The sequence below is a fragment of the Ensifer sp. R1-3 genome (assembly GCF_056739175.1).
In genome coordinates this window covers 629,391-656,286 of the sequence record NZ_CP096517.1, presented here as the reverse complement: position 1 = coordinate 656,286, position 26,896 = coordinate 629,391, and the positions used below count along the sequence as shown (strand labels likewise).

25 protein-coding genes are annotated in these 26,896 nt (G+C 62.1%); 22 read left to right on the top strand and 3 right to left on the bottom strand.

Annotated elements, in window-relative coordinates; translation table 11 throughout:
* The first annotated feature begins 56 nt into the window (after window positions 1-56).
* Together M1D43_RS28130 and M1D43_RS28125 are read left to right on the top strand one after the other, a co-directional pair.
* Window positions 57-257 carry a hypothetical protein gene (locus tag M1D43_RS28130; protein WP_013845516.1) on the top strand — a complete coding sequence of 67 codons (201 nt, stop codon included), beginning with the start codon at window positions 57-59 and terminating at the stop codon, window positions 255-257.
* 158 nt (window positions 258-415) lie between these two features.
* Complete coding sequence (locus M1D43_RS28125; RefSeq protein ID WP_498814541.1) at window positions 416-1,729, top strand: MFS transporter; 1,314 nt, start codon at window positions 416-418, stop codon at window positions 1,727-1,729.
* Between the two features lie 170 nt (window positions 1,730-1,899).
* On the opposite strand, the gene M1D43_RS28120 is transcribed toward M1D43_RS28125, so the two are convergent.
* Window positions 1,900-2,613, bottom strand: coding sequence for a ferritin-like domain-containing protein (locus tag M1D43_RS28120; RefSeq protein WP_498814540.1), 714 nt, complete (start codon window positions 2,611-2,613; stop codon window positions 1,900-1,902).
* Window positions 2,614-2,864: 251 nt separating this feature from the next.
* Here M1D43_RS28120 and M1D43_RS28115 point away from each other — a divergent pair, with 251 nt between their 5' ends.
* The 8 genes from M1D43_RS28115 (at window position 2,865) to M1D43_RS28080 (ending at window position 11,501) form a co-directional block, all read left to right on the top strand.
* A complete protein-coding gene (locus M1D43_RS28115; RefSeq protein WP_010967758.1) occupies window positions 2,865-3,629 on the top strand; it encodes a FadR/GntR family transcriptional regulator in 765 nt (254 codons plus the stop codon).
* 60 nt (window positions 3,630-3,689) lie between these two features.
* A complete protein-coding gene (kdgD, locus tag M1D43_RS28110) occupies window positions 3,690-4,595 on the top strand; it encodes a 5-dehydro-4-deoxyglucarate dehydratase (RefSeq protein ID WP_003527022.1) in 906 nt (301 codons plus the stop codon).
* A gap of 74 nt (window positions 4,596-4,669) precedes the next feature.
* Window positions 4,670-6,178, top strand: coding sequence for an ABC transporter substrate-binding protein (locus M1D43_RS28105; protein WP_010967757.1), 1,509 nt, complete (start codon window positions 4,670-4,672; stop codon window positions 6,176-6,178).
* Between the two features lie 74 nt (window positions 6,179-6,252).
* Window positions 6,253-7,167, top strand: coding sequence for an ABC transporter permease (locus M1D43_RS28100; protein ID WP_026029732.1), 915 nt, complete (start codon window positions 6,253-6,255; stop codon window positions 7,165-7,167).
* 12 nt (window positions 7,168-7,179) lie between these two features.
* Complete coding sequence (locus tag M1D43_RS28095; protein WP_003527027.1) at window positions 7,180-8,097, top strand: ABC transporter permease; 918 nt, start codon at window positions 7,180-7,182, stop codon at window positions 8,095-8,097.
* A complete protein-coding gene (locus M1D43_RS28090) occupies window positions 8,094-9,746 on the top strand; it encodes an ABC transporter ATP-binding protein (RefSeq protein WP_010967755.1) in 1,653 nt (550 codons plus the stop codon). The genes M1D43_RS28095 and M1D43_RS28090 overlap by 4 nt, the downstream gene beginning before the upstream one ends.
* 172 nt (window positions 9,747-9,918) lie before the next feature.
* Window positions 9,919-10,437, top strand: a complete 519-nt coding sequence (locus tag M1D43_RS28085; protein WP_498814538.1) for a VOC family protein — start codon at window positions 9,919-9,921, stop codon at window positions 10,435-10,437.
* Between the two features lie 47 nt (window positions 10,438-10,484).
* The gene (locus tag M1D43_RS28080; protein ID WP_010967753.1) at window positions 10,485-11,501 is read left to right on the top strand and encodes a zinc-binding dehydrogenase; all 1,017 of its coding nucleotides are present in this window, start codon (window positions 10,485-10,487) and stop codon (window positions 11,499-11,501) included.
* Window position 11,502: 1 nt separating this feature from the next.
* Here the strand turns inward: M1D43_RS28080 and M1D43_RS28075 are convergent, their stop codons facing one another.
* Window positions 11,503-12,162 (bottom strand): TetR/AcrR family transcriptional regulator, encoded by a 660-nt coding sequence (locus M1D43_RS28075; protein WP_010967752.1) that lies wholly within the window; start codon window positions 12,160-12,162, stop codon window positions 11,503-11,505.
* Between the two features lie 255 nt (window positions 12,163-12,417).
* Between M1D43_RS28075 and M1D43_RS28070 the strand changes: the two genes are divergently transcribed.
* From M1D43_RS28070 to M1D43_RS28030, 9 genes are all read left to right on the top strand, one after another.
* Window positions 12,418-13,530 carry a sugar ABC transporter substrate-binding protein gene (locus tag M1D43_RS28070; RefSeq protein WP_014528694.1) on the top strand — a complete coding sequence of 371 codons (1,113 nt, stop codon included), beginning with the start codon at window positions 12,418-12,420 and terminating at the stop codon, window positions 13,528-13,530.
* A 74-nt stretch (window positions 13,531-13,604) separates the two neighbouring features.
* Complete coding sequence (locus M1D43_RS28065; RefSeq protein ID WP_003527033.1) at window positions 13,605-14,570, top strand: ABC transporter permease; 966 nt, start codon at window positions 13,605-13,607, stop codon at window positions 14,568-14,570.
* A 10-nt stretch (window positions 14,571-14,580) separates the two neighbouring features.
* Complete coding sequence (locus M1D43_RS28060) at window positions 14,581-16,092, top strand: sugar ABC transporter ATP-binding protein (protein WP_010967750.1); 1,512 nt, start codon at window positions 14,581-14,583, stop codon at window positions 16,090-16,092.
* A 7-nt stretch (window positions 16,093-16,099) separates the two neighbouring features.
* Window positions 16,100-17,041, top strand: coding sequence for an ABC transporter permease (locus tag M1D43_RS28055; RefSeq protein WP_010967749.1), 942 nt, complete (start codon window positions 16,100-16,102; stop codon window positions 17,039-17,041).
* Between the two features lie 9 nt (window positions 17,042-17,050).
* Window positions 17,051-18,085: a zinc-dependent alcohol dehydrogenase gene (locus tag M1D43_RS28050; RefSeq protein WP_014528693.1), complete on the top strand. Its 1,035-nt coding sequence runs from the start codon at window positions 17,051-17,053 to the stop codon at window positions 18,083-18,085.
* Between the two features lie 162 nt (window positions 18,086-18,247).
* The gene (locus M1D43_RS28045) at window positions 18,248-19,744 is read left to right on the top strand and encodes an aldehyde dehydrogenase family protein (protein ID WP_014528692.1); all 1,497 of its coding nucleotides are present in this window, start codon (window positions 18,248-18,250) and stop codon (window positions 19,742-19,744) included.
* Window positions 19,744-21,339, top strand: coding sequence for a GMC family oxidoreductase (locus M1D43_RS28040; protein WP_498814534.1), 1,596 nt, complete (start codon window positions 19,744-19,746; stop codon window positions 21,337-21,339). Before M1D43_RS28045 ends, M1D43_RS28040 begins: the two co-directional genes overlap by 1 nt.
* 227 nt (window positions 21,340-21,566) lie before the next feature.
* Complete coding sequence (locus M1D43_RS28035; RefSeq protein ID WP_014531516.1) at window positions 21,567-21,842, top strand: type II toxin-antitoxin system ParD family antitoxin; 276 nt, start codon at window positions 21,567-21,569, stop codon at window positions 21,840-21,842.
* Window positions 21,823-22,173 (top strand): type II toxin-antitoxin system RelE/ParE family toxin, encoded by a 351-nt coding sequence (locus M1D43_RS28030; RefSeq protein WP_074853348.1) that lies wholly within the window; start codon window positions 21,823-21,825, stop codon window positions 22,171-22,173. The genes M1D43_RS28035 and M1D43_RS28030 overlap by 20 nt, the downstream gene beginning before the upstream one ends.
* Before the next feature lie 65 nt (window positions 22,174-22,238).
* On the opposite strand, the gene M1D43_RS28025 is transcribed toward M1D43_RS28030, so the two are convergent.
* Complete coding sequence (locus M1D43_RS28025; RefSeq protein WP_013845505.1) at window positions 22,239-23,060, bottom strand: aldo/keto reductase; 822 nt, start codon at window positions 23,058-23,060, stop codon at window positions 22,239-22,241.
* A 124-nt stretch (window positions 23,061-23,184) separates the two neighbouring features.
* Here M1D43_RS28025 and M1D43_RS28020 point away from each other — a divergent pair, with 124 nt between their 5' ends.
* The 3 genes from M1D43_RS28020 to M1D43_RS28010 are packed head-to-tail and all read left to right on the top strand — an operon-like array spanning window position 23,185 to window position 26,795.
* A complete protein-coding gene (locus tag M1D43_RS28020) occupies window positions 23,185-24,756 on the top strand; it encodes an acyl CoA:acetate/3-ketoacid CoA transferase (protein ID WP_014528688.1) in 1,572 nt (523 codons plus the stop codon).
* Window positions 24,753-25,523, top strand: a complete 771-nt coding sequence (locus M1D43_RS28015) for an enoyl-CoA hydratase/isomerase family protein (RefSeq protein ID WP_010967742.1) — start codon at window positions 24,753-24,755, stop codon at window positions 25,521-25,523. Before M1D43_RS28020 ends, M1D43_RS28015 begins: the two co-directional genes overlap by 4 nt.
* Window positions 25,524-25,535: 12 nt before the next feature.
* Complete coding sequence (locus tag M1D43_RS28010) at window positions 25,536-26,795, top strand: glycerate kinase type-2 family protein (protein WP_010967741.1); 1,260 nt, start codon at window positions 25,536-25,538, stop codon at window positions 26,793-26,795.
* Window positions 26,796-26,896: the final 101 nt, after the last annotated feature.

The window sequence follows — 26,896 nt, the reverse complement described above, 5'->3', positions numbered from 1 at the left end:
TTGCGATCGCTTCTGCCAATGGTGTACGTAGGTAATTACCCATATGGAGCTGAGCCGTGAACATCACGAAAAACGGTCTGGTAGGCATCACCGACCGCGGCAAGCCTTCCGATGCCCTGGCGACCCATGACGAATTCGGGCGCTTGACCGGCAAGCAACGCAGCCTTGTCGACTCTCTCGCCATGCCCGGCCAGTCGGCAATCGATTTCGTGCTCCCCCGCGTCGAGATCAGGCGCCGCGATGTTGACTTGTCTTGAGGCACTTGCTGGAGAGCAAGGTCGTTTCCAAACTGCGCAAGGACGGATTTGCCGGTTGACGGTGCGGCTGCGGCACGCTGCGGCCACCAGCATGCCCCGACCGGCGCAGCAAGGCCGAGGTGCTGATTGCAGCGGCTCGCCAACTGGAGAAAGGGCGAATGACGACAATCACAGTAGACGATGCGCTCGATCGCGCCGGCACGGGAACTTACCAGCGCAGACTGATGGCCATATTCGGTCTGGTTTGGGCTGCCGATGCCATGCAGGTGCTGGCGGTCGGCTTCACCGCCGCATCGATCGCCGCCACTTTCGGCCTGACAGTTCCGCAGGCACTTCAGACGGGCACGCTTTTCTTTCTCGGAATGCTGTTCGGCGCCGCGGGTTTCGGCAGGCTCGCGGACCGGATCGGCCGCCGGCGCGTTCTGATCGCCACCGTCGCCTGCGATGCCGTCTTCGGTCTGCTGTCCGTCTTTGCGCAGGACTTTACCGTTTTGCTTCTGCTGCGGTTTCTCACGGGCGCAGCTGTCGGCGGCACACTGCCGGTCGACTATGCGATGATGGCGGAGTTCCTGCCGGCCCGGAACCGCGGCCGCTGGCTGGTCATGCTGGAAGGTTTCTGGGCTGTCGGCACGCTCATCGTGGCGCTCGCCGCCTGGGCTGCGAGCCTCGCCGGCGTCGCGGATGCCTGGCGATACATCTTCGCAGTGACGGCAATCCCGGCACTGATCGGCGTGGGCCTGCGTTTCCTGGTGCCGGAATCGCCGCTTTATCTGCTCCGCCTGGGAAAGACGTCCGAGGCGAAGGCCATCGTCGATGAGATCCTCGTCGTCAACGGCAAAATGCGACTTGGCGCCGGCGCATCGCTGGTTCCGCCGCCGCCGACGGCGAGTGCGGGTATTTTTTCCGCGGATATGCGCAAGCGCAGTCTGATGATCCTGGCCATCTGGTTTCTGGTTTCCATATCCTATTACGGCGTCTTCACCTGGATGCCTCCGAGGCTCGCAGGCGAAGGCTTCGGCTTCGTTCGCGGCTACGGCTTCCTCGTCGTCCTGGCATTGGCCCAGATCCCCGGCTATGCGCTCGCTGCCTACGGTGTCGAGAAATGGGGCCGACGGCCGACCCTGATAGGCTTCTGTTTGCTGTCGGCGCTCGGCTGCCTGCTCTTCGTGGCGGCGGGAACGGCCATGCTGATCGGCGTCTCGCTCCTGATCATGAGCTTCGCCCTGCTCGGCACCTGGGGTGCGCTTTATGCCTATACGCCGGAACTCTATCCGACCGCATCGCGGGCGACAGGCATGGGCGCGGCCGGCGCTATGGCCCGGCTGGGCGGCTTGCTCGCCCCGTCGCTGATGGGGCTCGTGGTGGCGCAGAGTTTCGGTCTCGCCATCGGCATCTTTGCCGGCCTTCTGCTCGTGGCTGCCGTTGCGGCCTTTCTGATCGACGCCGAGACGCGCCGGGTATCGCTCGCCTGAGATCTCCGCAACGATGTGAGATCTCTTGCGTATCCCAGGATGCCTCTCCTCATGCCCACGGCGGCATCATGTTGAGGCGGGAACCAAACAAATTTAGGAAGAACGCGATCAAATGGGAACCACGCGTGCTCGCCCGGGGACGCATCGGCACACAGTGACTTGCTCCCGATTCAGGTACTTTTTATCTTGCCGTTCATTCCATTGGGGTAAAAGCCGCCCTTGCTGGCACCTTCCTTGTCGGAGATATACACAATGCGTAGGACCTCTTGCGGGGTCCGGGTGAACGCAATCGCATCCGGCGTCGAGGGGACGATGTTGGCCTTGCCATCCACCTGAAGGCCCTGATCCTTGTCTTCCGGCCCATCGATTTTGTCCCGGGCGTCCGATACCGCCTGCGCGGCCTTCCAGGCTTCTTCGCCCTTTCGATAAAGGGTCGATCGCGCCATTCCCATGTGGTAGGCCTCGACTGCCAGAATGCCCGCGGCGGCGGCGAGAAAGTCCTTGTTCTTGAGGACGGTGGCTGCTCCGGCATAGGCGGTAACGCCAACATCTTCGAATAGCATGCCGCCGAGCACGAAGTTCGTCTCATTACCGAACGGATCGAAGTCCTCGCCGAGCCCTGCCGATTTCGCAACCGCGGCAAAGCCGGCGTCGAAATCAATGGCCGGCCTCGGCACAGCCTGATCTGCGAGCGTCTTGCGATAGAACCTGACGTGGGCAAGTTCGTTTTCGGCTACCTCCTGCATGAACTCGCCGATCGCAGGGGTATCGAAGGAAACTTGCTTGCCGCCGGTCACCGGGCCGGCGTCAGAACCTGCATCGGAATCATCGATGCCTAAAAGGCGACGGCGCGGAAGGAAAATTGAGGGCATTGGACGGATCATGGCTTCCTCCTTGAAGCCCGCCCGGCGTCAGTCTTGGCTCCTCAGGTGCGTGCCAACTCTCTCGAACATTGGGCGAGGCGAAATGTTCCGGAACATGCTTGCAGTGGTCCCTTATCCGACTTCGTCTCTGGCTTGCGACATCTCGTCCGCGAGTAGCCGGTTCGAAATCTGCTGTACCGCCGTCCGATAATCCCATAAGATGTCTGCGACAACTATCGGTCGTAGTCATATGATGATTTTGGATGTGGGGTATGGGAATATTCATGCCGAGTACGAAAAAAGGGGGCGGTCGCCCATCGCTGTCCTCGCAGGTGGCAGACGCTATAAAGGCGCAGATCGAGGCGGGATACTATGCACCGGGCGACAAGTTGCCGACCGAGCCGGCCTTGATCGACAAGTTCGGCTTCAGTCGGACGGTGGTGAGGGAGGCGATTGCGGCGCTCAGGGCCGATGGCCTGGTGGAGTCGCGGCAGGGGTCGGGCGTCTTCGTGATAGGGCCGCGGCAGAGCGACCCGGGCCTCAAGCTTTTCACCGGCGAGACCGACAAGATTTCCGACATCATCGAGGAGCTGGAACTGCGCATCGGTATCGAGGTCGAAGCGGCAGGTCTGGCGGCGGCACGCAGTTCCCCGGCGCAGGAGGCCGAAATCCAGGCTCAGGTCGAGCGCTTTGCCCAACTTGTCGCCGAAGGGAAGCCCACGGACGAGGCGGATTTCCAGTTTCACATGGCTATAGCGACGGCCACTAACAACACCCGCTTCCGCACGTTTCTGGAGCATGTCGGGCGCCGCATGATCCCGCGCGTGAAGTTTCGCACGGTCATGGGCGGCGTGGATCCGCTGCCGAACCGCGACGAGCCCATTCTCCTCGAGCACCGCGAGATCGCCGAGGCGATCCTCGCGCGGGATCCGGACCGGGCTCGGGAGGCCATGCGTCGCCATCTCGTCACCGGGATCAAGCGGTATCGCTCGCTGACGACCTGGCGACCGAGCGAAAAAACCGATGCGGTTGATTGACTCATCTCAAAAGTCATCATATGAATTTTCCGTCTTAAGCTCGCAGCCGGAGGGAATTCATTGTCGCCTGAAGAAATCAAGTCGCGTGTCGGTTCGGGGCTCTTGTCCTTTCCGGTCACTCACTTCACGTCGGACTACAAGCTCAATCTGGAGAGCTATCGGCGTCATGTCGAGTGGCTTTCCGGCTTCGAGGCCGCGGCACTGTTCGCTGCCGGCGGCACCGGCGAGTTCTTTTCGCTCTCGCCGAATGAAGTGGGCCAGGTTACCCGCGCGGCCAAGGATGTATCGGGCGAGGTGCCGATCATTGCGGGTTGCGGCTATGGCACGTCCCTTGCCGTCGAGACGGCGAAAATCGTCGAGGAGGCGGGTGCCGACGGCATTCTCCTGCTGCCGCACTACCTGACGGAAGCACCGCAGGAAGGCATCTATGCTCATGTGAAGGCCGTCTGCGATTCGACGGGCCTCGGCGTCATTCTCTATAACCGCGCCAATTCGGTCGCCAATGCCGACACGGTCGCGCGCCTTGCCGAGGCCTGCCCCAACCTGATCGGCTTCAAGGACGGGACCGGCAAGGTGGACCTCGTGCGTCACGTGACGGCCAAGCTCGGCGACCGGCTCTGCTATATCGGCGGCATGCCGACCCATGAGCTCTTCGCGGAAGGTTTCAACGGCGTCGGTGTCACGACCTATTCGTCGGCAGTGTTCAATTTCGTGCCGGAACTGGCGCAGCGCTTCTACCGGGCCATGCGAGCCGGCGACAGGGCGGTGATGGAAGGCATCCTTCATACGTTCTTCTTCCCCTTCGCAGCCCTGCGCGACCGCAAGGCCGGCTATCCGGTCTCGATCATCAAGGCGGGCGTCGAGCTTGCCGGTTTTGCGCCCGGCCCGGTTCGCCCGCCCCTGGTGGATCTGACCGGCGAGGAGCGGGAGATATTGCAGGGACTGATAGAGGCATCGCGCCGCTGAAAAGAAACATCGGGCGGGCGCCAGGAGGATGGCGCCCGTCTCTAACGTCGTCGTTCCAACTGGGGAGGAGTGCAATGGGAAACAAATCTGTTCGCGTCATCGCGGGAGCAATGGTGGTCGCCGGCTGGGCCGGCTACGCCGCTGCGCAAAGTGCCTCGGAAATCAAGATCGTCCTGCCGGAGCAGCCGGCCAATCTCGAGCCCTGCGGTACCATCATCACCAATGTCGGCCAGATATTGAGCCGCAACGTGGTCGAGCCGCTGACCATCATCGATCCGAAAAGCGGCCAGCCGACACCCGGTCTTGCGACCGAGTGGAAGCAGACCGATCCGAACACCTGGCAGCTCAAGCTGCGCGAAGGCGTCAAGTTCCAGGACGGAGCCGCCTTCGACGCAGAGGCGGTCAAATTCTCCATCGAGCGGATGACCGGCGGCAAGCTGACCTGCAGCAACATTGCCAAGTTCGGCGATGCCAAGCTGACGGTCACGCCGCTCGATGAGCTGACGGTCGAGATCAAGTCGGACAAGCCGCAGCCGATCCTGCCGACGCTGCTCAGCGTGGTCATGATCGTCTCGCCGAACACGCCGGCGGACAAGGCCGTCAACGACCCGGTCGGTACCGGGCCGTTCAAGCTTTCGAGCTTCACGCCGCAGACAGTCGTGCTGGAAGCCTTCGACGGCTACTGGGGCGAGAAGCCGGCCATCGCCAAGGCCAGCTATGTCTGGCGCCCGGAATCCTCGATCCGCGCCGCCATGGTGGAAACCGGCGAGGCCGACCTGACGCCGTCGATCGCGATCCAGGATGCGACCAATCCGGAAACGGACTTCGCCTATCTGAACTCCGAAACTACCGCGATCCGCATCGATGCCGGTTTTGCTCCGCTCGACGACGTCCGAATCCGCAAGGCGCTGAATCTGGCGATCGACTGGGATGGCCTCGCGCAGCTCTTCGGCGAGGACGTGCAGCGGGCTTCGCAGATGGTCGTCACCGGCATCAACGGCCACGACGACAAGCTGGCGCCCTGGACGTTCGATGCCGAAAAGGCGCGTGCGCTCATCGCCGAGGCCAAGGCCGCGGGCGTTCCGGTCGATACCGAAATCGAGCTGATCGGCCGCAACGGCATCTACCCCAACGGTACGGAAGCCATGGAAGCCATGATGGCCATGTGGCAGGATGTCGGCCTGAACGTGAAGCTGACGATGCTCGACGTGAATGATTGGCTGCGCTACCTGCAGAAGCCCTTCCCGGAGAGCCGCGGGCCGAACCTGCTGCAGATGATGCATGACAACAACAAGGGTGATGCCGCCTTCACCATTCCGATCTTCTACACCTCGGCCGGAAGCTATTCGACCTTCAGCGACGCGGCACTCGACAAGGAGGTCGCCGATGCCATGGCTGCCACCGGTGAGGACCGTACGGCAAAGTTCAAGGCGATCTTCGCGAAGGTGCATGACGATCTCGCGGTCGACATCCCGATGTTCCACATGATCGGCTACACCCGGGTCGGCAGCCGCCTGGAGTGGAAGCCGGACATCACGACCAACAGCGAGATCCCGCTCGCCAATATCGCTCTCAAGGACTGAGTGCCATCCGGGCGAGCGCGCGACAGGTTCGCGCGCTCGCATTGAACTGCAAGGGAATCCAGAGGCTCCGCATGATGCTCGGCTATATCGGCCGGCGGGCATATCACAGCGTAATTTCGGTGATCGGCCTGCTGACGCTCGTCTTCTTCCTCACGCGTTTGACCGGTGATCCGTCGGCGCTCTACCTGCCGCTCGATTCAAGTCTCGAGGCGCGCCAGGCCTTTGCACGCTTGAACGGCCTGGACCAGCCGATTTACGTGCAGTTCTTCCAGTACCTGCAAAACCTCATGTCCCTGGATTTCGGCCAGTCCCTGCGACAGAACCGGTCGGCGATCGAGGTGGCTCTCGAGGCCTTTCCCGCCACGCTGAAGCTCGCCTTGGTCGCGATGTCGCTCGCGACCGTGCTGGCCATCGTCGTCGGCGCGCTGGCCGCTGCCCGTCCCGGTAGCCTTTTCGACCGCATCGCCGGCCTCGTTTCGCTGGCGGGAGCGAGCACCCCCGATTTCTGGATCGCGATCGTCGGCATTCTCGTCTTCGCGGTCGGGCTCGGCATGTTGCCGACGTCGGGTACGGGCACTGCCCTGCACTGGATCATGCCGATCGTGGTGCTGATGCTGCGCCCTTTCGGGCTGCTGGTCCAGGTGGTGCGTGGCACGATGATCTCCGCGCTCGCCTCGCCCTTTATCAAGACCGCCCACGCCAAGGGCATGAAGCGTCGCAAGATCATCTTCGGTCACGCGCTCAGGAACTCGCTGCTGCCGGTGATCACCGTCGCCGGTGACCTGGCGACCGGGCTGATCAACGGTGCTGTCGTCGTCGAGACGATCTTCGGCTGGCCGGGCATCGGCAAACTGATGATCGATTCGATCATCCAGCGCGATTTTGCCGTGGTGCAATCGACGATCCTCGTCACGGCAATCGCCATTTTCATCGTCAACATCGCGATCGACCTGCTCTACGCAGTGCTCGATCCTCGCATCCGCTACTGAGGGGAGGCGACAATGACCGACCTGGCATTGCCATCTGTAAGATCGCCCGGAGCCCTGCGGCAGCTTGCAATCTATCTCACCCGGGACAAGCTGGCGCTCTGCGCAGCCGTATTTCTGCTCGTGCTCATCGTCTGCGTGCTTGTCGGGCCGCTCTTCGTCGGCGAACTTGCCGGCAAGCTCGGGCTCAGGCAGCGCAACCTGCCGCCCTTCGCCCTGGAGCACGGGTTCATCTACATTCTGGGAGCCGACACGCTCGGGCGGCCGATCCTGGCGCGGCTGATCGTCGGGGCGCAGAACACGCTCGGCATCGCGGCCGCCGCCGTCTTCTGCTCCATGGCTTTAGGCGGCATCCTCGGACTTGCCGCCGGGTATTCGGAGCGCTGGTATAGTCACGTCATCCTGCGGCTTGCCGATGTGGTGATGAGCTTTCCCTCGCTGCTGCTCGCATTGATCGTGCTCTATACGCTCGGTCCCAGCATGACGAACCTGGTGATCGTGCTGGCGATTACCCGCATGCCCATCTTCATCCGCACGGCGCGGGCCGAGGTTCTCGAACTGCGCGAGCGCATGTTCGTGAGTGCCGCGCGCTCCATGGGCGCAAGTACGGGACGCATCTTGTTCCGTCACATCGCGCCGCTCGTGCTGCCGACGCTGGTGACGATCGCGGCCATCGATTTCGCTACCGTCATCCTGGCCGAATCCTCCCTCAGCTTCCTCGGGCTCGGCATTCAACCTCCGGATTTCACCTGGGGCGCTATGGTGGCCAACGGCCGCGGCTATCTGAAGACGGCGTGGTGGATCGCTTTCTGGCCGGGGCTCGCGATCCTGCTGACGACGCTTTCCTTAAACATTCTCGCCAGCTGGGCGCGGACCGTCGCCGATCCGCTGCAGCGCTGGCGTCTGCAATCGCTGCGAAAGGCCCCGCGATGAACGCGCCGGACAAACCCATTCTGCGGATCGACAAACTCACGGTCGACTTCCTGTCCGAAGGCGATCCCGTGCGTGCCGTCGATGACGTCTCGTTCGATGTCTGCCCGGGCGAAACCCTCGTCATCCTCGGTGAGAGTGGATCGGGAAAGAGCGTCAGCACCGGAACGGTCATGGGGCTGATCGACTGTCCGCCGGGCGACATCGTCTCGGGCTCGCTGGTTTTCGACGGCACCGACCTTTCCCGCCTCGATGACGAAGGCCGGCGTGAACTGAACGGCCGCCGCATCGCCATGATCTTCCAGGACCCGCTGGCCTATCTCAACCCGGTCTACACCGTCGGCAGGCAGATCGCCGAGGTGTTCGAGAGCCACGGGGAAGGCGAGGGCGGTGCGGTGCGCGACAAGGTCGTTCGGCTGCTCGAACGGGTCGGAATTCCGGAAGCGGACGAGCGGATCGACTATTATCCGCACCAGTTCTCGGGCGGACAGAGGCAGCGCGTGATGATCGCCATGGCGATCGCGCTGAAGCCGGATATTCTGATCGCCGACGAGCCGACTACGGCACTCGACGTCAGCGTTCAGGCACAGATCCTCGAACTCCTGCGGGACCTGCAGCGCGAGACCGGCATGGCTCTGATCATGATCACCCATGATCTCGAGGTCGCCGCGGCCATGGCGGATCGGATCATCGTAATGAACGGCGGCAAGGTGGTGGAGAGCGGCAAGGCCGAGGACGTCTTTACCAATCCGAGCCACGCCTATACCCGCCGGCTGATGTCGGCCGTGCCCCATGCCGACGCGCCGAAAGCGCCTCGGAATGCCGCACAAGGCGAGGTCCTGTTGCAGGTCGCCCATTTGAGCAAGCATTACAAGCTGGGGTCCGGCCCGTTTTCGCCCAAGCGGGAGTTCAGGGCCGTGGACGATGTCAGTTTCACGCTTCGTCGTGGGGAAACCGTCGGGATCGTCGGCGAGTCCGGTTCGGGTAAATCCAGCATTGCACGCATGCTGCTGAGACTGAACGAGCCGACATCGGGCGCGGCACTCTTTGCCGGCGAGGACATTTTCGAGCTCAAGGGCAAGGCGCTCGATGGTTTCCGCCGAAGGGTGCAGATGGTGTTCCAGGATCCGTTCGGGTCGATGAACCCGCGCATGAACGTCCGTTCGATCATATCCGAGCCTTGGGCGATCCACAGGGACATTCTGCCGCGCGAACGCTGGAACGAGCGGGTCGTGGAGCTGCTGGAGCTTGTCGGCCTGAAGGCAGAGCATGCTGCACGGCATCCGCATCAGTTTTCGGGCGGGCAGCGGCAGCGCATCGCCATTGCCCGGGCGCTCGCCAGCGAACCCGAGCTGATCGTCTGCGACGAGGCGGTCTCGGCGCTCGACGTGTCGATCCAGATGCAGGTCATCGAGCTTCTGGCCGATCTGCGCCAGCGCCTCGGCCTCTCCTACGTCTTCATTACCCACGATCTGCCCATCGTGCGCCAATTCGCCGACCGAATCCTGGTGATGCAGCGCGGCAGGATCGTCGAGGAAGGCGAGACCGAAGCCCTTTTCGTCTCGCCTCAGCACGAATACACGCAAGCTCTGCTGAGGGCCGTCCCGCAGCCGAAGTGGTTGCGGAGCGATCCGGCGCCGATCGCAGGGTAGAGCATTTCCGGGAAAGTTTGAAACCGTGTCCGGTCGGGTCCGGCCGGATACTCCGGTGCGCTGTCCCCGAGCGCTTGACTCAAGTCTCCTGCAGTGAATATAACGCACTAACCAGTTACATAGTTAACTGCGGTGTAGCTGTTGTTCCGAGCGATGACCGGGGAGGGGATCGATGAGAGTTTTCGGCATGCAGCATATCGGCTTCACCGTGCCGCATCTGGAGGAGGCGGTTCGATTCTTCGAAGCTGCCTTCGGTGCCGTGACGTGTTTGGAGACCGGACGCATCGAAGCCGACGACGCCTTCATGCAGAGAAGGCTCGGCGTGCCAGCCGGCTGCAGGATCGAGAACATAAAGGTTCTTCGAATTGGCAACGGCACCAATCTCGAACTTTTTCAATACTCGGGCGAGGAAGACGGCGAAGAGCCATTGAAGCGCAATAGTCAATCCGGCGGCTTTCACCTGGCGTTTGAGGTGGATGACTGCCACTCGGCCGCGGATCGGCTGCGGCAGGCGGGCGTCGACGTGCTGGAGGGGCCGACTTTCGTGGATGCCGGAGCGATGCAGGGTCTCACCTGGCTTTACCTGCGTACGCCGTGGGGGCAGTTCCTCGAGCTCGTAAGCATGAACGGTGCGCTGGGCTATGAGCGGGCCGGTGGGCCGAAACAGTGGTCCCCGGTAACCGGAGAGTGATTTCATCACCGATCGCAAGAAGGCCGTCGCCACGGAAAGGAGTGCGCTTGCCCCACGAGATAACGATCCCTGCAAAGCAGACGTTCCGACTCGACCGGTATGTGGACTTGCCGCTAAACTCCGGCGAAATCCGTGGGCGGACGGTTTGTACTTTGGTCAGCCCCGGAACCGAACTCGGCTGGGCGAATGGCGATGTTTTTCCGATTCGGCCCGGCTATTCTGCCGTCTTCGAGGTGGAAGAGGTGGCGGACGGCGTGGATGGTATTCGGCCCGGTGAATTGCGTTTCGCGATGGGCATGCACCGAAGCACTCAGACGCATACGGCGCGGGACACGGTTCCATTGCCGGCCGGCTTGAGGCCCGAGATCGCCGTTCTCTCACGCCTCATGGGCGTGTCGCTCACGAGCCTCATGACGACCAAGGCCCGGCCTGGCGATCACGTCGTCATCACTGGAGCCGGCCCGGTCGGTCTTCTCGCGGCGCAGCTCTTCAAGATTTCCGGTTACCGCGTGACCGTCGTCGATCCGGATCCTCTGAGAAGGGCGCAGCTCGCCAGTTGCGGCATCTCCGATTGCCGCGAGCGTGTCCCGCTTCAGTCGTCGCTTCAGGGGCAGGTCGCGCTCGTTCTCGATTGTTCCGGCCATGAAGGGGCCGTGCTCGATGCATGCCGCATCGTTCGCCGCCTGGGCGAGGTCGTCCTGGTTGGCGTTCCATGGCGCAAGCTGACCGAGATCTCCGCGCATGAGCTTCTGAACGCGGTTTTCTTCAATCTCGTGACCTTGCGGTCGGGCTGGGAATGGGAATTGCCGGTTCATGCCCGTGCATTCGAGTGGGAGGAACTGCTGGGCGGTTACAATAACGCGCGCCACAGCGTCTTCGGAGGGTTTGCCCGGGCGCTCGACTGGCTGGCAGAGGGAAGAATCGAACTCGGCGGACTGCTGCGCCGTGTTCCTCCGACCGATCCTGCCTCTCTCTACGCAGAAATTGCCGCAAGACGTAACGAGGAACCGTTCATCGTCCTTGATTGGACCGATTTCGACGGACCCGACCTGAAGTCGTCGTGATCTAAGCGCAAACCATGCGCATGATGGTCTCTATGTTGAATTGAACGCGCTCTTCGAGCGCGTCTTTCGCCATCAGGTCACGCTCGAAAACGATCGAACCGGTGAAGCGGTTGGTGATGTAGTAATAGCCGATGGCCGCGATGGTGAGGTTCAGTTGGACCGGGTCGATTCCCGGCCGGAAAACCCCTTCGGAAACGCCCCGCTCCAGCAGTTCCTTGACCATGCCGACGAATTTTCGACTGGTTGCACGGACCACCTGGGACTTCTTCAAGTGCTTGGCGCGATGAAGGTTCTCGCTGTTGACCAGCGTTATGAACTCCGGGTGCTTCAGATAGTATTCCCAGGTGAAACGTACGAGCTTCTCGAGGGCAGCCTTGGGTTCAAGGTCATTGAGGTTGAGCTTTTGTTCCGCGGTCCGTATCCCGTTATAGGCGTCTTCGAGAACGGTCTGGAAGAGGTGGTCCTTGCCGTCGAAGTAGTGGTAAATCATCCGCTTGTTGGCGTTCGCCTTCTCGGCGATCACGTCCACCCTGGCGCCCCCCAATCCGTTTTTTGCGAATTCTTTCTTCGCGGCCTCGAGGATGCGCGCCTTGGTTGCTTCGGCATCGCGTAGCCGCGGCTTCCCGGCTGATTTCGCTTTCTGTGCACTCGTCGTTCTCAAGGTCTGACCTTCACGCGTTCATGGCTTGTGTTGTCCGACTCATACACGCCTGCCGGTATAGCCGTCAAAGCCGCCTGCCGAGATGGTCGGCTTGATGAAAATATATGAAAACCCTTGACTCATGCAACACTAAACAAGTAACTAGTTAGTGCGTTAACGGTAGTGGCGGCGGAAGAAGGGTGCGGGCGGGGAAGGATCATTCTCCTCCATGAAGCCGTCGGTGCCGGACACTCAACTGCATTGGGAGGAATGCGAATGTCGACATTCATCAAGAACTTCATCGAGCGTGAGACGATCAGCCGTCGCCACTTTCTGCTTGCCTCGGCCGCAGGTCTGGGGGCAGCGGTCCTGCCAAACCCGCTTGGCGGCAGCGCGCGCGCTGCATTGACGGATCCCGCGATCGCCTGGAGCTATCGCGACCGCGCTTCGGCCTATTGGAACTCGGTCGTCTCCGGCGGCGAAGCATTCGTCGAATCGCTCGGCAAGCCGAAGAGCGCGCTCGTAAGTCTGATCAACGAAGGATCATCCGAGAAATCTCTGGCCGACATCAAGGCCTTCCTTGCCAAGAACAATGGAAATTGCGCCCTGGCCTGCGATGCCAATGACAGCCCGAATGCGCGGCCGATCGTGGAGGCGGTGGCGGCTGCGGGCGGCTACATCTCCACGATCTGGAACAAGACCGATGATCTCCATCCATGGGATTTCGGCGACAACTACGTGTCGCACATGACCTGGTCGGACGAGAAGCCCGCCGAAGAAACCGCGCGCATCCTGTTCGAAGCCATGGGCGGCGAGGGCGGTGTCGTCCACCTGGGCGGCATTGCCGCCAACAACCCTGCGGTCGAGCGGCTCAACGGTCTGAAGAATGCGCTGAAGGACTTTCCCAACATCGAACTGCTCGACGCGCAGCCGGCGGACTGGGACACGCAGAAGGGCGCGGCTTTGATGTCCTCCTTCCTGACCCGCTACGGCGACAGGATCAAGGGCGTGCATTGCGCCAACGACAACATCGCCTACGGCGTCATCGAGGCGCTGCGCGCCGAAGGCATCGAGGGCATGCCGATCGTGTCCTATGACGGCAATCCCGAAGCGGTGCAGATGGTCATGGACGGCCAGCTGCTCGCGACGGTCTTCACCAATCCGCACTGGGGCGGTGGCATCACGTCGGCGCTCGCCTACCATGCGGCAACCGGCAGCTTCAAGCCGTCGGAAGAGCCGAAAGAACATCGCGAGTTCTACGGACCGACCGTCCTGGTCAGCAAGAAGGATGCCGAGGAGTTCAAGGCCAAATATCTGGATTCGGTACCGAAATACGATTGGGCCGACTTCTGGGGTCCCTCGAACGGACAAATTCAGTATCGGTCCTGACCCTCTTTCCGGGGACGGCGCACAGCTGACCGTCCCCGATATTCCTATCCGAGACCCTGCGAAAGGTGCCCATCGTGACCCGGCCCATATCGCGCGAGACCCTGATCAAATGGGCGCCCCTTCTGGTGCTCATCGCGCTTGTGATCTTCTTTACGGTTTTAAACCCGACATTCTTCTCGGCCCGCAACTTCGCGCGCATCGCCATCGCATCCGCCCCCGCCTTGATGGTGGCCGTGGGCGTGACTTTCATCATCATCATGGGCTCGATCGACCTTTCCATGGAAGGTGTCATCTCGCTTACGGCCGTGCTCTTCTCCTTTGCCTTCATAAAGCTCGGCGGCACCTTGCTGGGCACGGCGTGGCTCGCCCTTCCGCTGATCCTGATCATAGGCGGGCTCATAGGCTTCCTGAACGGCCTGGTCCACGTCAAACTGCGGGTACCCTCGTTCATGGCGAGCCTCGCGATGGGCTTCGTCGGAACCGGCGCGGCAATTCTGATCACCGGCGGCGACATAGTGAGGGTCAGCGATCCGGCGTTCCGTGGCCTCTTGACCGTCAGATGGCTTGGCTTCCCGCTCATGGTGTACGTGGCCGCCGTATTCCTGATCGTGGCCTGGTTCATCCAGGAGCACACGAGGCTCGGCCGCAACTTCTATGCGGTCGGCGGCGGAGAAGAGCTGGCGCATGCCTCGGGCCTCGACGTCAGCCGCGTGCGGATCGCCGGCTTTGCGCTTGCAGGCGTGTTTTACGCGATCGCGGCAGTCCTCGTCGTCGCACGCATCGGTCAAGCGGAGTCGGTGACGGGTTCCAATTTCATGTTCGTATCGATCACCTCCGTCGTCGTCGGCGGAGTGGCTCTGTGGGGCGGCATCGGCGGCGTGTGGAATGCGCTGATAGGCGTCCTGATCGTCGGCGTCATCAACAACGGCATGGTGGTCATCGGTCTGCCGGATTTCCTTCAGGACGGAGTTCTGGGCCTCCTCGTCATCCTTGCCGTCGTGCTGTCGACCGATCGCAAGCTGGTCTCTTTCGTGAAGTGAGGGTGAGGACATGTACGAGCTGAAGTCCCTCGACAAGAAGTTTCCCGGCGTTCATGCGCTCAAGGCGATCGACTTCCATATCAAGCGCGGCGAGATCGTCGGGCTGGTGGGAGAGAACGGCGCGGGAAAATCCACCCTGATGAAGGTGATCTATGGCGCCTACCAGCCCGATGGCGGGCAGATCCTCATCAACGGCGATGCCGTGCGCTTCGCGAACCCCCGCCAGGCGATGGAAAAGGGGATCGGGATGGTGTTTCAGGAGCAGTCCCTCATCCCGAACCTCACGGTGATGGAGAACATTTTTCTCGGCTACGAGCAGCAGTTCGTCCGCCTCGGCGTCATCAACTGGAAGGAGATGGCCAAGGCCGCGAAAGCACAGCTTGCGAAGGTCAAGCTGGACATCGATCCTTCGACGGTCACATCGAAACTGTCCTTCGCTCAGCGTCAGCTGGTCGAACTCGCCAAGGTCCTCACACTCGAAGAGCGGGTCGACGGCGATCTCGTCATCCTCCTCGACGAGCCCACCTCGGTCCTGTCGAAGGACGAAGTCGAGCTTCTGTTCAAGCTCGTGCGCGAGCTCGTGACCCGTGCCTCCTTCATATTCGTCTCGCACCGAATGGACGAAGTCATGGAGCTGTCGGATCGGATCTACGTGATGAAGGACGGACAGGTGGTCGACGTCGTCGAGCGGGGCGGGGGCGGAGCCGATGCCGAATCGATCCAGCACAAGATGGTCGGGCGGAACGTCGACAAGCAATATTATCGGGAGCAGCTTCAAAAGCCCTACGATCCCTCGAGAGTCCTCGTCGAAATGTCCGGCATCGACCTGCCAGGCCGCACGAAGGATATCTCGCTCAGGCTTCACGCCGGTGAGGTCCTGTGCCTCGTCGGAACCGAAGGCTCGGGCCGTGAAGCGATCCTGCGCGCAATCTACGGCATGCTCAGCCCCACCGGCGGACGCCTGAAGATCAAGGGACGGGAGGTGAGGACATATTCGCCGCGTCAATCGGTCGGCCTCGGCGTCGGATATGTTCCGCGCGAGCGCAAGATCGAGGGCATCGTGGCGGGCATGAATGTCTACGAGAACATGACCCTCTCGCAGTTGAAGAAGCATTCGACGGCGAGCGTTCTGCAGGTCGGAAAGGAGCGCGCGCTTGCGCGGGAGTGGATCAGGAAGCTCTCCATCAAGGCCCATTCCGAGCTCGCCGACTGCGGCAACCTTTCAGGCGGCAACCAGCAGAAGGTCGTTCTCGCCAAATGGCGCTCCGCGGGCGCCGATATCATGCTCCTCGATCACCCGACGCGCGGTCTCGACATCGGGGCGAAGGAGGACGTCTACGAAATGATCCGCGCCATGAGCGATGCGGGCGTCGGGATCGTCCTGGTGGCCGACACGCTCGAGGAAGCGATCGGACTCTCCCATACGATCGTCGTCGTCAAGGATGGCAGGATCCAGAAACGGTTCGATTGCGTGCCTGGCGCGAAGCCCTCCCTCTATGACCTCCTGCATTACATGATCTGAGGATAAGATGGACATACAACGCCTCAAACCGCACCTGCCCTGGATCACGCTCACGGTGCTCGTCGCCATCGTCGGCATGGCCGATCCCGGCTTTCTCAAGCCGCAAAACCTCATGAGCCTCGCAGGCGACATCGTGCCGCTCTTCATCATGGCGCTCGGCCTGACCTTCGCCATCTATATCGGAGGCATCGACCTGTCGGCCCAGTCCATGGCCAACATGGTGACCGTGATTGCCTCGGTCTACCTTGCATCGATGGGAGCCTGGGTGGCCCTTCTCTGCGTGGCCGCGGGTTTCCTGCTGGGCACCTTGTCGGGCTACATCACCACGAGGCTTTACGTTCCGTCCTTCATTTCCACTCTTGCCGTAGGCGGCGTCGCTTTTTCGGTCGCACAGTGGCTGTCCGGCCAGCGCGCGCTGAACATGGACGCGGCGCAACGCAACGAGACCTTCGGCTGGATGATCGGCCGGACATGGGGGGTCCCGAACGAACTCCTCATCGCGGCAGTGCTCCTCCTCGTCTGCCTCTTCATCGAGCGCCGGACCATTCTCGGACGGGCGCTGAAGGCCGTCGGCGCAGGCGAGCTCGCCGCCGCCGCATCGGGTTTGAACGTGGCCCGCTACAAGATACTGGCCTTTGCGATTTCCGGTGCGCTTGCGGCGATTGCCGGCCTCCTGTTCGCAGTCAAGCTGTCGGGCGGAGCGCCGACGATCGCCAACGGTTTCCTGCTGCCGGCTATCGTCGCCGTTCTCGTTGGCGGAACTCCGCTGACGGGCGGCGTGGGTGGGGTCCTCAACACGGTTATCGGCACCCTGATCGTGGCGGTCATTCGCGCCTCGATGCTCTATTTCGAGATCGATGCGACACAACAGCAGATGGTCTTCGGCATCGTCCTCATCGGCGCCATCGCCTTGACGATCGACCGGGCCAAGCTCAGGACCGTGAAGTAGGAGAGAAGGATGGCGACGATGAAAGCTGCCGTTCTCGTGGAGCCGCGCCGGTTTGAAGTCAGAGAGGTCGGCATTCCCGAGATCGGTCCCGCCGACGTCCTGATCCGCGTAACGCGGGCGGGCATATGCGGTACCGACCTCCACATATTCAACGGCCATTACGCGGCCGATCGGTTGCCGATAGTGCCTGGGCACGAGTTCTGCGGGACGATCGCCGAGATTGGCGCAAGCGTGACGCACCTCAAGACCGGGATGCGTGTGGTCGCGGACATCAATATCGGTTGCGGCAACTGCTACTGGTGCCGACGCAACGAGGTTCTGAACTGCGGCGAAGTGGAGCAGATCGGGATCGGGCGCGATGGAGCCTTTGCGCAGTATGTCGCTCTTCCCGGCCGTCTGGTGCTACCGGTGCCGGATGGGGTTCCGGAAGCCGTTCTTGCCCTCGTCGAACCGGTCGCCTGCGTCGTCCGGGCGGCGCGCAAGGCCGGTGCGGCCTTCGGTCGGTCGGGAGTGGTTCTGGGAGCGGGCCCCATCGGCAACCTGCATGTCCAGATGATGCGCCTTGTCGGCATGGCCCCGATCATTGTTGCGGATCTGTCGAGCGAGCGCTGCCGCATGGCGGTTGAGGCGGGCGCGGATGCTGCTGTATCGGAGCCGGCGACGCTCAGGAGCAAGGTGCTGGAGATGACGGGCGGACGCGGCGCAGATTTCGTCGTCGAAAGCGTCGGCAGCTCGAAGCTCTATCGCCAGGCCTTCGACCTGGTCCGCAAGGGCGGTCATGTGGCTTTCTTCGGGATTACCCCGCCAGGCGAGACCATTCCGATCGAGATACTCAGGACTGTACTCGAGGAAAACAGCCTCAAAGGCTCGGTTGCCGGAATGGGGGAGGACATGCATGACGCGCTGACGCTTCTGTCCCATGGCAGGTTCCGGACCGCGGCCTTCACCGCTGCTCACTATCCGCTCGAACGCATTCAGGAGGCCTTCGAAACGATTCCGGCAAGAACCGGGCACCTCAAGACCCAGATCCTGCTGGACGCTTAGTGCGGGATGAGGAAGTGTCTGCGCGGTTTTCCGCCGCATCCCGCTCCAGTTTTTTGAATCGATTACGGCCATGACTTCAGGTCGACCGGACCTAAAGCCATCGTGGTCGAGTGCGCAGCTAACAGCAATATCCGTTTAGTTACTAGAATAGGGAGGCACCCGATGGACCAGCTGAACAACTTCCTTTCCCCTCCGGCCGCCCCGCGGGATTTCGGTTTCTTCGTGGACGGCAAATGGCAAAGCGGGCATGACTTCTTCGTGCGGCACTCGCCCGGACATGGCGTTGCGGTCACCCGCACGGCAAAATGCAGCGTCGACGACCTGAATGCCGCAGTCGCCGCCGCACGCCGGGCTTTCGAGGACCGGCGTTGGTCCGGTCTCCCGGGGGGCTCTCGTGCCTCGGTACTGCTGCGGGTGGCCGAGATCCTGCGCACCCGCCGCGATGAGCTCGCCTATTGGGAGACGCTGGAAAATGGCAAACCGATCGCTCAGGCGCGCGGCGAGATCGACCATTGCATCGCCTGCTTCGAAGTAGGCGCGGGTGCAGCCCGCCTTCTGCACGGCGACAGCTTCAATTCGCTCGGAGACGGATTGTTCGGCATGGTTCTGCGCGAGCCGATCGGGGTCGTCGGGCTCATCACGCCATGGAACTTTCCTTTCCTTATCCTGTGCGAGCGCGTTCCCTTCATTCTCGCATCGGGTTGCACGATGGTCGTGAAACCGTCGGAGGTGACTTCCGCGACGACTCTCATCCTTGCCGAGGTGCTCGCCGAAGCCGGACTGCCCGACGGCGTGTATAACGTCATCACCGGCTCGGGCCGGACGATCGGCCAGGCCATGAGTGAGCATCCGGACATCGACATGCTGTCGTTCACGGGTTCGACCGCCGTTGGCCGTTCCTGCGTGCATGCGGCCGCCGACAGCAATTTCAAGAAGCTCGGCCTGGAGCTTGGAGGCAAGAACCCGATCATCGTCTTTGCCGACTCCGATCTAGAGGATGCCGCCGATGGCGCAGCTTTCGGCATCAGCTTCAATACGGGACAATGCTGCGTGTCCTCATCGCGCTTGATCGTCGAGCGATCGGTGGCGCGCGAATTCGAAGCGCTGCTTGCAGAGAAGATGAAACGCATACGCGTCGGGGACCCGCTGGACGAGACGACCCAGGTCGGCGCGATCACGACCGAAGCGCAGAACACGACCATTCTCGACTATATCGCCAAGGGCAAGACGGAAGGAGCGGAGCTCGTGACCGGGGGGAACGCCATCGATCTCGGCCGCGGGCAATACATCGCGCCCACGCTGTTTTCGGGCGTGTCGCGTGAGATGGCGATCGCGCGTGACGAGATCTTCGGGCCGGTGCTTTGCTCGATGACCTTCGACACGGTCGAGCAGGCGGTCGAACTGGCAAACGACACGGTTTACGGACTGGCTGCAAGCGTCTGGACCAAGAATATCGACAAGGCCCTGACCGTCACGCGCCGCGTTCGTGCGGGCCGCTTCTGGGTCAATACCATGATGGCCGGCGGGCCGGAGATGCCGCTCGGAGGCTTCAAGCAGTCCGGTTGGGGCCGCGAAGCCGGCATGTACGGGGTCGAGGAATATACGCAGGTGAAATCGGTCCATGTCGAGATCGGCAAGCGCACGCATTGGATCTCCTGATGATGGAAGGTTTTGATTACGTCATCATCGGCGGCGGATCGTCGGGCTGCGTTCTGGCCGCCCGCCTTTCCGAGAACCCTTCGGTGCGCGTCTGCCTGATCGAGGCGGGCGGGCGCGACCGTCACCCGTTGATCCACATACCGGTCGGCTTCGCAAAGATGACCGCGGGGCCGATGACCTGGGGCCTGACGACCGCCCCGCAGAAACATGCAAACAACCGCGAGATTCCCTATGCCCAGGCGAGAGTGCTCGGCGGAGGGTCCTCGATCAATGCCGAGGTCTATACGCGCGGCCACCCGCGGGACTATGACCGCTGGGTGGAAGAGGGGGCCGACGGCTGGAGCTTTCAGGAGGTGAAACCTTACTTCCTGCGATCCGAGGGCAATACGATCCTCTCCGGCGAGTGGCACGGGACGGACGGTCCTCTCGGAGTCTCCAACCTTCCCGATCCGCAGCCGATGACACGGGCTTTCGTCCAGAGCTGCCAGGAACTCGGCATCCCCTATAATCCCGACTTCAACGGGCCGGTCCAGGAAGGTGCGGGGGTCTACCAGACGACGATCCGCAACAGCCGCCGTTGCTCGGCCGCTGTCGGATATTTGCGGCCGGCGCTCGCGCGCAAGAACCTCACGCTCATCACGGGTGCGCTTGTCCTGCGCATCGTATTCCAGGGCCGCCGCGCCGTCGGCGTCGAATACTCGACCGGGGGCGCCGCGAAGATCGCCCGGGCGGAAAGCGAGGTTCTCGTCACCTCGGGTGCGATCGGAACGCCTAAGCTCATGATGCTTTCAGGCGTCGGCCCGGCCGCCTCTCTGCGGAGCCACGGTATCGACGTCGTGCAGGATATGGCGGGGGTCGGCCAGAACCTCCACGATCACTTCGGCGTGGACATCGTTGCCGAACTGAAGGGGCATGACAGCCTCGACAAGTACAACAAGTTCCACTGGATGCTCTTGGCGGGAATCGAATACGCGCTTTTCAAATCCGGGCCGGTCGCCTCGAATGTTGTGGAGGGTGGAGCCTTCTGGTACGGCGATAGGGCAAGCCCCTATCCCGACCTGCAATTCCACTTTCTTGCGGGGGCGGGAGCCGAGGCCGGGGTGCCGAGCGTCCCAAAGGGTTCCTCCGGCGTGACCTTGAATTCCTACACGGTCCGGCCGAAGTCACGGGGTTCCGTCACCCTTCGTTCTGCCGACCCCCGTGCCCTGCCGATCGTCGACCCGAACTTCCTCGATGATCCGGATGATCTCAGGATCTCGGTCGAAGGCATCAGGATCAGCAGGGAAATTTTCGGGCAGCCGTCGCTGCAGAAGTACATCAAGACGATCCGCTTCCCCGACGAGAGCGTCAGGACACAGGCCGACTTCGAGGCCTATGCGCGGCAATACGGGCGGACGTCCTATCACCCGACATGCACCTGCAAGATGGGTCGCGACCATATGTCGGTGGTCGATCCGCAGCTCCGCGTCCACGGCCTTGACGGCATCCGCATCTGCGACAGTTCGGTGATGCCCAGTCTCGTGGGCTCCAATACCAATGCGGCTACCATCATGATCGGCGAGAAGGCGGCCGATCTGATACGGGGCAACATTTGAACGCGCGGGAGCGGCGTCACCTTTCTCTGCCGACCACGCAGAGAAAGGTACGGTGGGCTAGCGTGAAATCTGCTGAAGTCCACTTTAGTCTAGCAAGCGACAGCCTAGCGCCTGGGCGTGGCCACGATCCGACGCGACGCTTGACTGCGACGCAGTAACGGATGAGTCCCGACGCAATTTGACAAGTGTGCTACTGAGTAGCATGATGGGCCAAAGGAGTTCAGCCGATGAGTGTCAAATCATCGATCTCACTGACCGATCAACAGGATGCGTTCGCCCGTTCGTTGGTAGAGAGCGGCCGGTATTCCAGCCTGAGTTCCGTCCTGCAGCAGGGCCTCGAACTGCTTCGTCAAAAGACGGAAGCGGAGGCCGTCGAAACGGCAGCGCTTCGTGAGGTGATCCAGCGTCGATTAACAGGACCGATGATTTCTGCGACGGAAATGGAAGGCCGCGTCGCGGCAATGATTGAGCGGAAGCGACGGACTGTGCGTGTGGACACTTGAATATTCTGCGGATGCCGAACGCGATTTCGAGCTGATCTTCGATCATCTGTTCGACGCTTATGTCAAACTTGGAGATCTGCCCGACGAGGCGTTGGAGCGTAGCGCTGAACGAATCCGCAAACTGCGCCTCGAATTCGATCGTCTCGTGGATACGCCTTATATCGGGACTTTGCGGCCCGATATACATTCCGGGATCCGGTTTCTTCGGCGGGACAAGACGGCAATATGGTTTCTACCGGTAGAACGTAGCCGTACAATCATTGTGGCAGCAATTTTCTATGGTGCGCAAGACCACATCAGGCATATGCTCGCACGCATGCTGGCGGAATAAAGCTCCTCCCTTCACGCCGCTCATTGGATGTTTCAGGCGTCCCACGGGCGGAGGAGGTGCGTGACCTACCGGTCCCAGTCCGGAACCCAGGGCAACATCCCGGCTTTCAGAATCCGATAGTTTGTCGCGTTCATCGCATCGATCCGCTTCATGTCGTGCGGCGAAAGCGCAAAATCCAATATCTCGAAATTCGCCCGGATATTCTCCGGCTTGGTGGACATGGTATTCATGGACACGCCCTTCTGAAGAATCCAGCGAAGCACCGTCTGGGCAGCCGTCTTGCCGTATCTTGCGCCGATCTCGGCGAAGACCGGATGCTTGAACACCTCGCCCCTGGCAACCGAACAGTAGGATGACAGCGCAATCTTCGTTTCCTCGGCTGCGTCGAGAAGCCGGCTCTGGTCGATGAGCGGGTGGAATTCGACCTGGTTGGTCACCAACGGCGCCTCTACGATCGATTGTGCTTCGCGCATCATCGGGGCCGTGTAATTGGAGACGCCGATGTTGCGGGCGAGACCGATGTCGAATGCCTTCTGTAGCAGCCGCAGGGATCGCGCGTTCTCACCATTGATCTCCGGCCAATGCAGCATCAGGACATCGGCCTGATCGACCCGCAAGGCCTTCAGGCTCGCCTCGACCGAAGGCAGGAATGCTTCTTCGGAATAATTATCGGGGTGCACTTTCGTGGTGATGCATAGCTCGTCACGAGCCAGGCCGCTTTCGGCAAGCGCTTCCCCCGTCTCGGCCTCGTTGCCGTACATCTGCGCGGTGTCGAAGGCGCGGTACCCGACCGTGATGGCCTCGCGAACGGCAGCCTTCAACGGCTCGCCCTTCAGTGGGTAGGTGCCGAAGCCTCTCTGATAGCTCTTCTCGAAATAGACGCTCATCGGTCCTCCCATTGGTTAGCCATTAAAACGGGAGCTGAGGAAAAATGCCCCCTTGCCTCTACCGTTCATCATGCTTAAGCTATAACTGGTTAGTTACTTACGCAACAAGAAAAGGAGCCTTGGCATGGCAAAAGTGATGACCGCAAACGAGGCCGCCGGGCTGGTCAGGGACGGGGCGGTGCTGGCGGTCAATTCGTCGTCCGGCCTGGGTTGTCCCGATGAGGTTCTGAAGGCGCTCGGAGAGCGGTTCGAGTTGGAGGGACATCCGCGCGGACTGACGTCGGTTCATCCCATCGCCGCCGGAGATTTCTTCGGGACGAAGGGTGTCGATCACATCGCCAAACGAGGCATGCTCAAGAAGATCATCGGCGGTTCGTATCCTTCCGGTCCGAGCAATGCCGAGCCGCCGCTCATCTGGCAGATGATCCTGAAGGAAGAGGTGGCCGCCTGGAACGTGCCCTCTGGCATCGTCTTCGACATGCTGAGGGAAGGTGCGGCGAAACGCCCCGGCGTGCTGACCAAGGTCGGCATCGACACCTTCGTCGATCCCGAACAGGAAGGCTGCGCCATGAACGCCGCAGCGCGGAGCGAGCCGATCGTCAGGCGCGTGCGCTTTGCCGACGACGACTGGCTGCACTTTCCGCCCATTCAGCCCGATGTCGCGATCATCCGGGCGACGACCGCCGACGAGAGAGGCAACCTGACCTTCGAGCACGAGGGTGCGACGCTCGGCGCGATGGAGATGGCGCTTGCGGCGCGCAATTCCGGCGGGATCGTCATCGCCCAGGTGAAGAGGGTCGCGGCCGAGGGAACGATGCGTCCTCACGATGTGCGCGTTCCGGGGATACTCGTCGACGTCATCGTCGAAGCGCCCGATCAATTGCAGACGACTGCGACCCCGTACGATCCTGCGATATCCGGGGAATTGTTCCGCCCGCTTCATACGTTCCGCACGCCGGCGCTGGACCCTGGCAAGGTGATCGCCCGCCGTGTGGCGCAGGAACTCAAGGCCGGCTGGGCGGTCAATATCGGGTTCGGTATTTCGGCAAACGTTCCGCGCGTGCTGATAGAGGAAGGGCATCACGGCAAGATCACCTGGGTGATCGAGCAGGGCGCAGTGGGCGGCGTGCCGCTGCTCGATTTCAAGTTCGGCTGTGCCTCCAACGCCGAGGCCTTCGTAGCCTCGCCGCATCAGTTCTGCTATTTCCAGGCGGGCGGGTTCGACTGCTCTTTGCTTTCTTTTCTTGAAATCGACGCCGAAGGTTCGGTGAATGTCAGCCGTCTCGCAGCGACACCCCACCGCACGGCCGGCGCGGGCGGTTTCGTCGACATTACTGCGCGCGCAAGGAAGATCGTTTTCTCGGGCAATTTCAACGCGGGCGCGAAAATGCGTATCGAGGACGGGCGGCTCGTCATCGACAAGGAAGGACGAATTGCGAAGATCGTCCCGAAAGTCGATCAGGTCAGTTTTTCCGGCAGGCGCGCACGCGTTCAAGGTCAGGATGTCACCTATGTGACCGAACGCTGCGTGATGAAGCTCGAGCCCGACGGGCTCGTCGTCAGCGAGGTTGCCCCCGGATTGGACCTGAGACGGGACGTTCTCGATCAGGCAGCGACGCCCCTGCGGGTAGCCGACGGCCTCAAGGAGATGGACCAGGCCCTGTTTCTTTCAACTGCGATGGGGCTAGGCCTGTGAGCGAGCCGGTTCGACTGAAAATCGGGGAAGGTGTCGCCTGGCTGACGATCAGCCGGCCGGATAAGCTGAACGCGCTTGACGGCGAAATGGTCGATGCAATCGTCCCGGCCTGTCGTGAAATCGAGCGTTCCGCGGCGAAGGTGGCGATACTGACCGGTGAGGGGGAGCGTTCGTTCTGCGCCGGCGGCGACATCGATGCCTGGAGCAATGCTTCGCCCGAGGCCTTCGGCCGCCATTGGGTGCGTGATGGCCATGCGGCCTTCGATGCTCTGGCCCGGCTCGCGGTTCCGCTGATCGCGGTGTTGAACGGGCACACATTAGGGGGCGGGCTCGAGCTCGCCGCCTGCGCCGATCTCCGGATCGCCGAGGCGCACGTCAGGATAGGGCAGCCGGAGACGGGGCTCGGAATAATTCCCGGCTGGTCCGGAACGCAGCGCGCGGTGCGAAGGTTCGGTCCGCAGCTCGTCCGGCGCATGGCGCTCTTCGGACATGTCTATGGCGCTGAGGAGGCGCTCGCTCTGGGATTGGTGGATCAGGTGGTCGCAACGGGCGAGGGGCGCGCCGCGGCGGAAATTGCAGCGGCAGGCGTAATGAAGCGATCGGCGCGCGCGACCGAACTTACGAAGATGCTCATCAACGCGGCCGAGGGAGAGGAAAGCGAGCGGGTCGTCGAAGCCTTGGCGGGTGCCGTCGCCGCCGCGTCCGACGAGCTGCAGGAAGGCTTGTCGGCCTTCCGTGAGAGGCGGCCGGCGCGGTTCGGTCAATGAACTGGAGTTTTCATGTCGCCTGAAGATCGGGACTTTCTTTCGGAATTGTTCGAAGCGGCCGTGGGGGCGGCAGACCCGAAGCTTGCGCTTCGCGCGCGATTGCCGCAGCGCCCGCGCGGGCGCACTGTCGTCGTTGGGGCGGGCAAGGGCGCGGCCCAGCTGGCGGCGGCATTCGAGAGCCTGTGGGGCGGCCCGCTCGAAGGCGTCGTCGTCACCCGCTACGGCTACGCCGTTCACTGCGATCGGATACGAGTGATCGAGGCGGCACACCCGGTTCCCGACTGCAACGGACTGATCGCCTCGCACGCGCTGTTCGAAGCCGTTCGGGGTCTGACGCCGGATGACCTCGTCGTCGCTCTTTTCTGCGGAGGAGGCTCGGCCCTGCTGCCTTGCCCGCCCGAGGAACTCGCACTCGAAGATGAAATCGCCCTGAACAGGGCACTGCTCGCAAGCGGCGCACCGATTTCCGTGATGAACGCGATTCGCAAGCAGGTCTCCCGCATAAAGGGTGGGCGGCTCGCCGCCGCCTGCCATCCGGCGAAAGTGATAAGCTTCATCGTTTCCGACGTCCCGGGCGACGACCCGGCACAGGTCGCCTCGGGACCCACCGTTCCCGACGCGACGGACCGAGCTGCTGCCCGCGCAATGAGGGATGCCTGGCGAATCGAACTGCCCGAGAGGCTGGTCGATTGGCTGAAGGGCGAGAACGGGACGGCTCCGTCGCCGAACGATCCCGTCTTTGCGGGGCACGAGGTCCAGGTTATCGCCTCGGCGCGGCTTTCGTTGGAGGCTGCCGCGGCTCGGGCCGATGCACTGGGAATTCCTGCCATCATCCTGTCGGACGCGATCGAAGGGGAGGCGCGCGACGTCGGCAAAGTCCACGCCGCAATCGCGCGCGAAGTGGTTTTGCGCAACCGCCCCTTCGAGCGTCCCGTGGTTCTGCTGTCGGGCGGTGAAACGACGGTGACGCTTCGCGGGCATGGAAGGGGAGGGCGCAATACCGAGTTCCTCCTTTCGCTTGCGATCGCAGCCGAAGGCCTGTCCTTCGCCTCACTGGCGGCAGACACCGACGGTATCGACGGTTCGGAGAGCAATGCGGGAGCGTTTGCGGACGGAAGCAGCGCCACGCGCTTGCGCGCACTCGGCAGAGATCCGGTCGCATTGCTCTCGGGCAACGACGCCTGGACTGCTTTCAATTGCCTCGAAGATCTGTTCGTGCCCGGGCCCACAGGTACCAATGTGAATGACTTCAGGGCGATTCTGGTCCGGTGAAAGGCGGCTAACCTTCTCTCCCGGCAGTGGATGCGGGCACCCTCTTCAAACGTCTTCCTCGGGCCAAAGCCCGAGAAAGACGATCGGAGAGGGCGCAATCT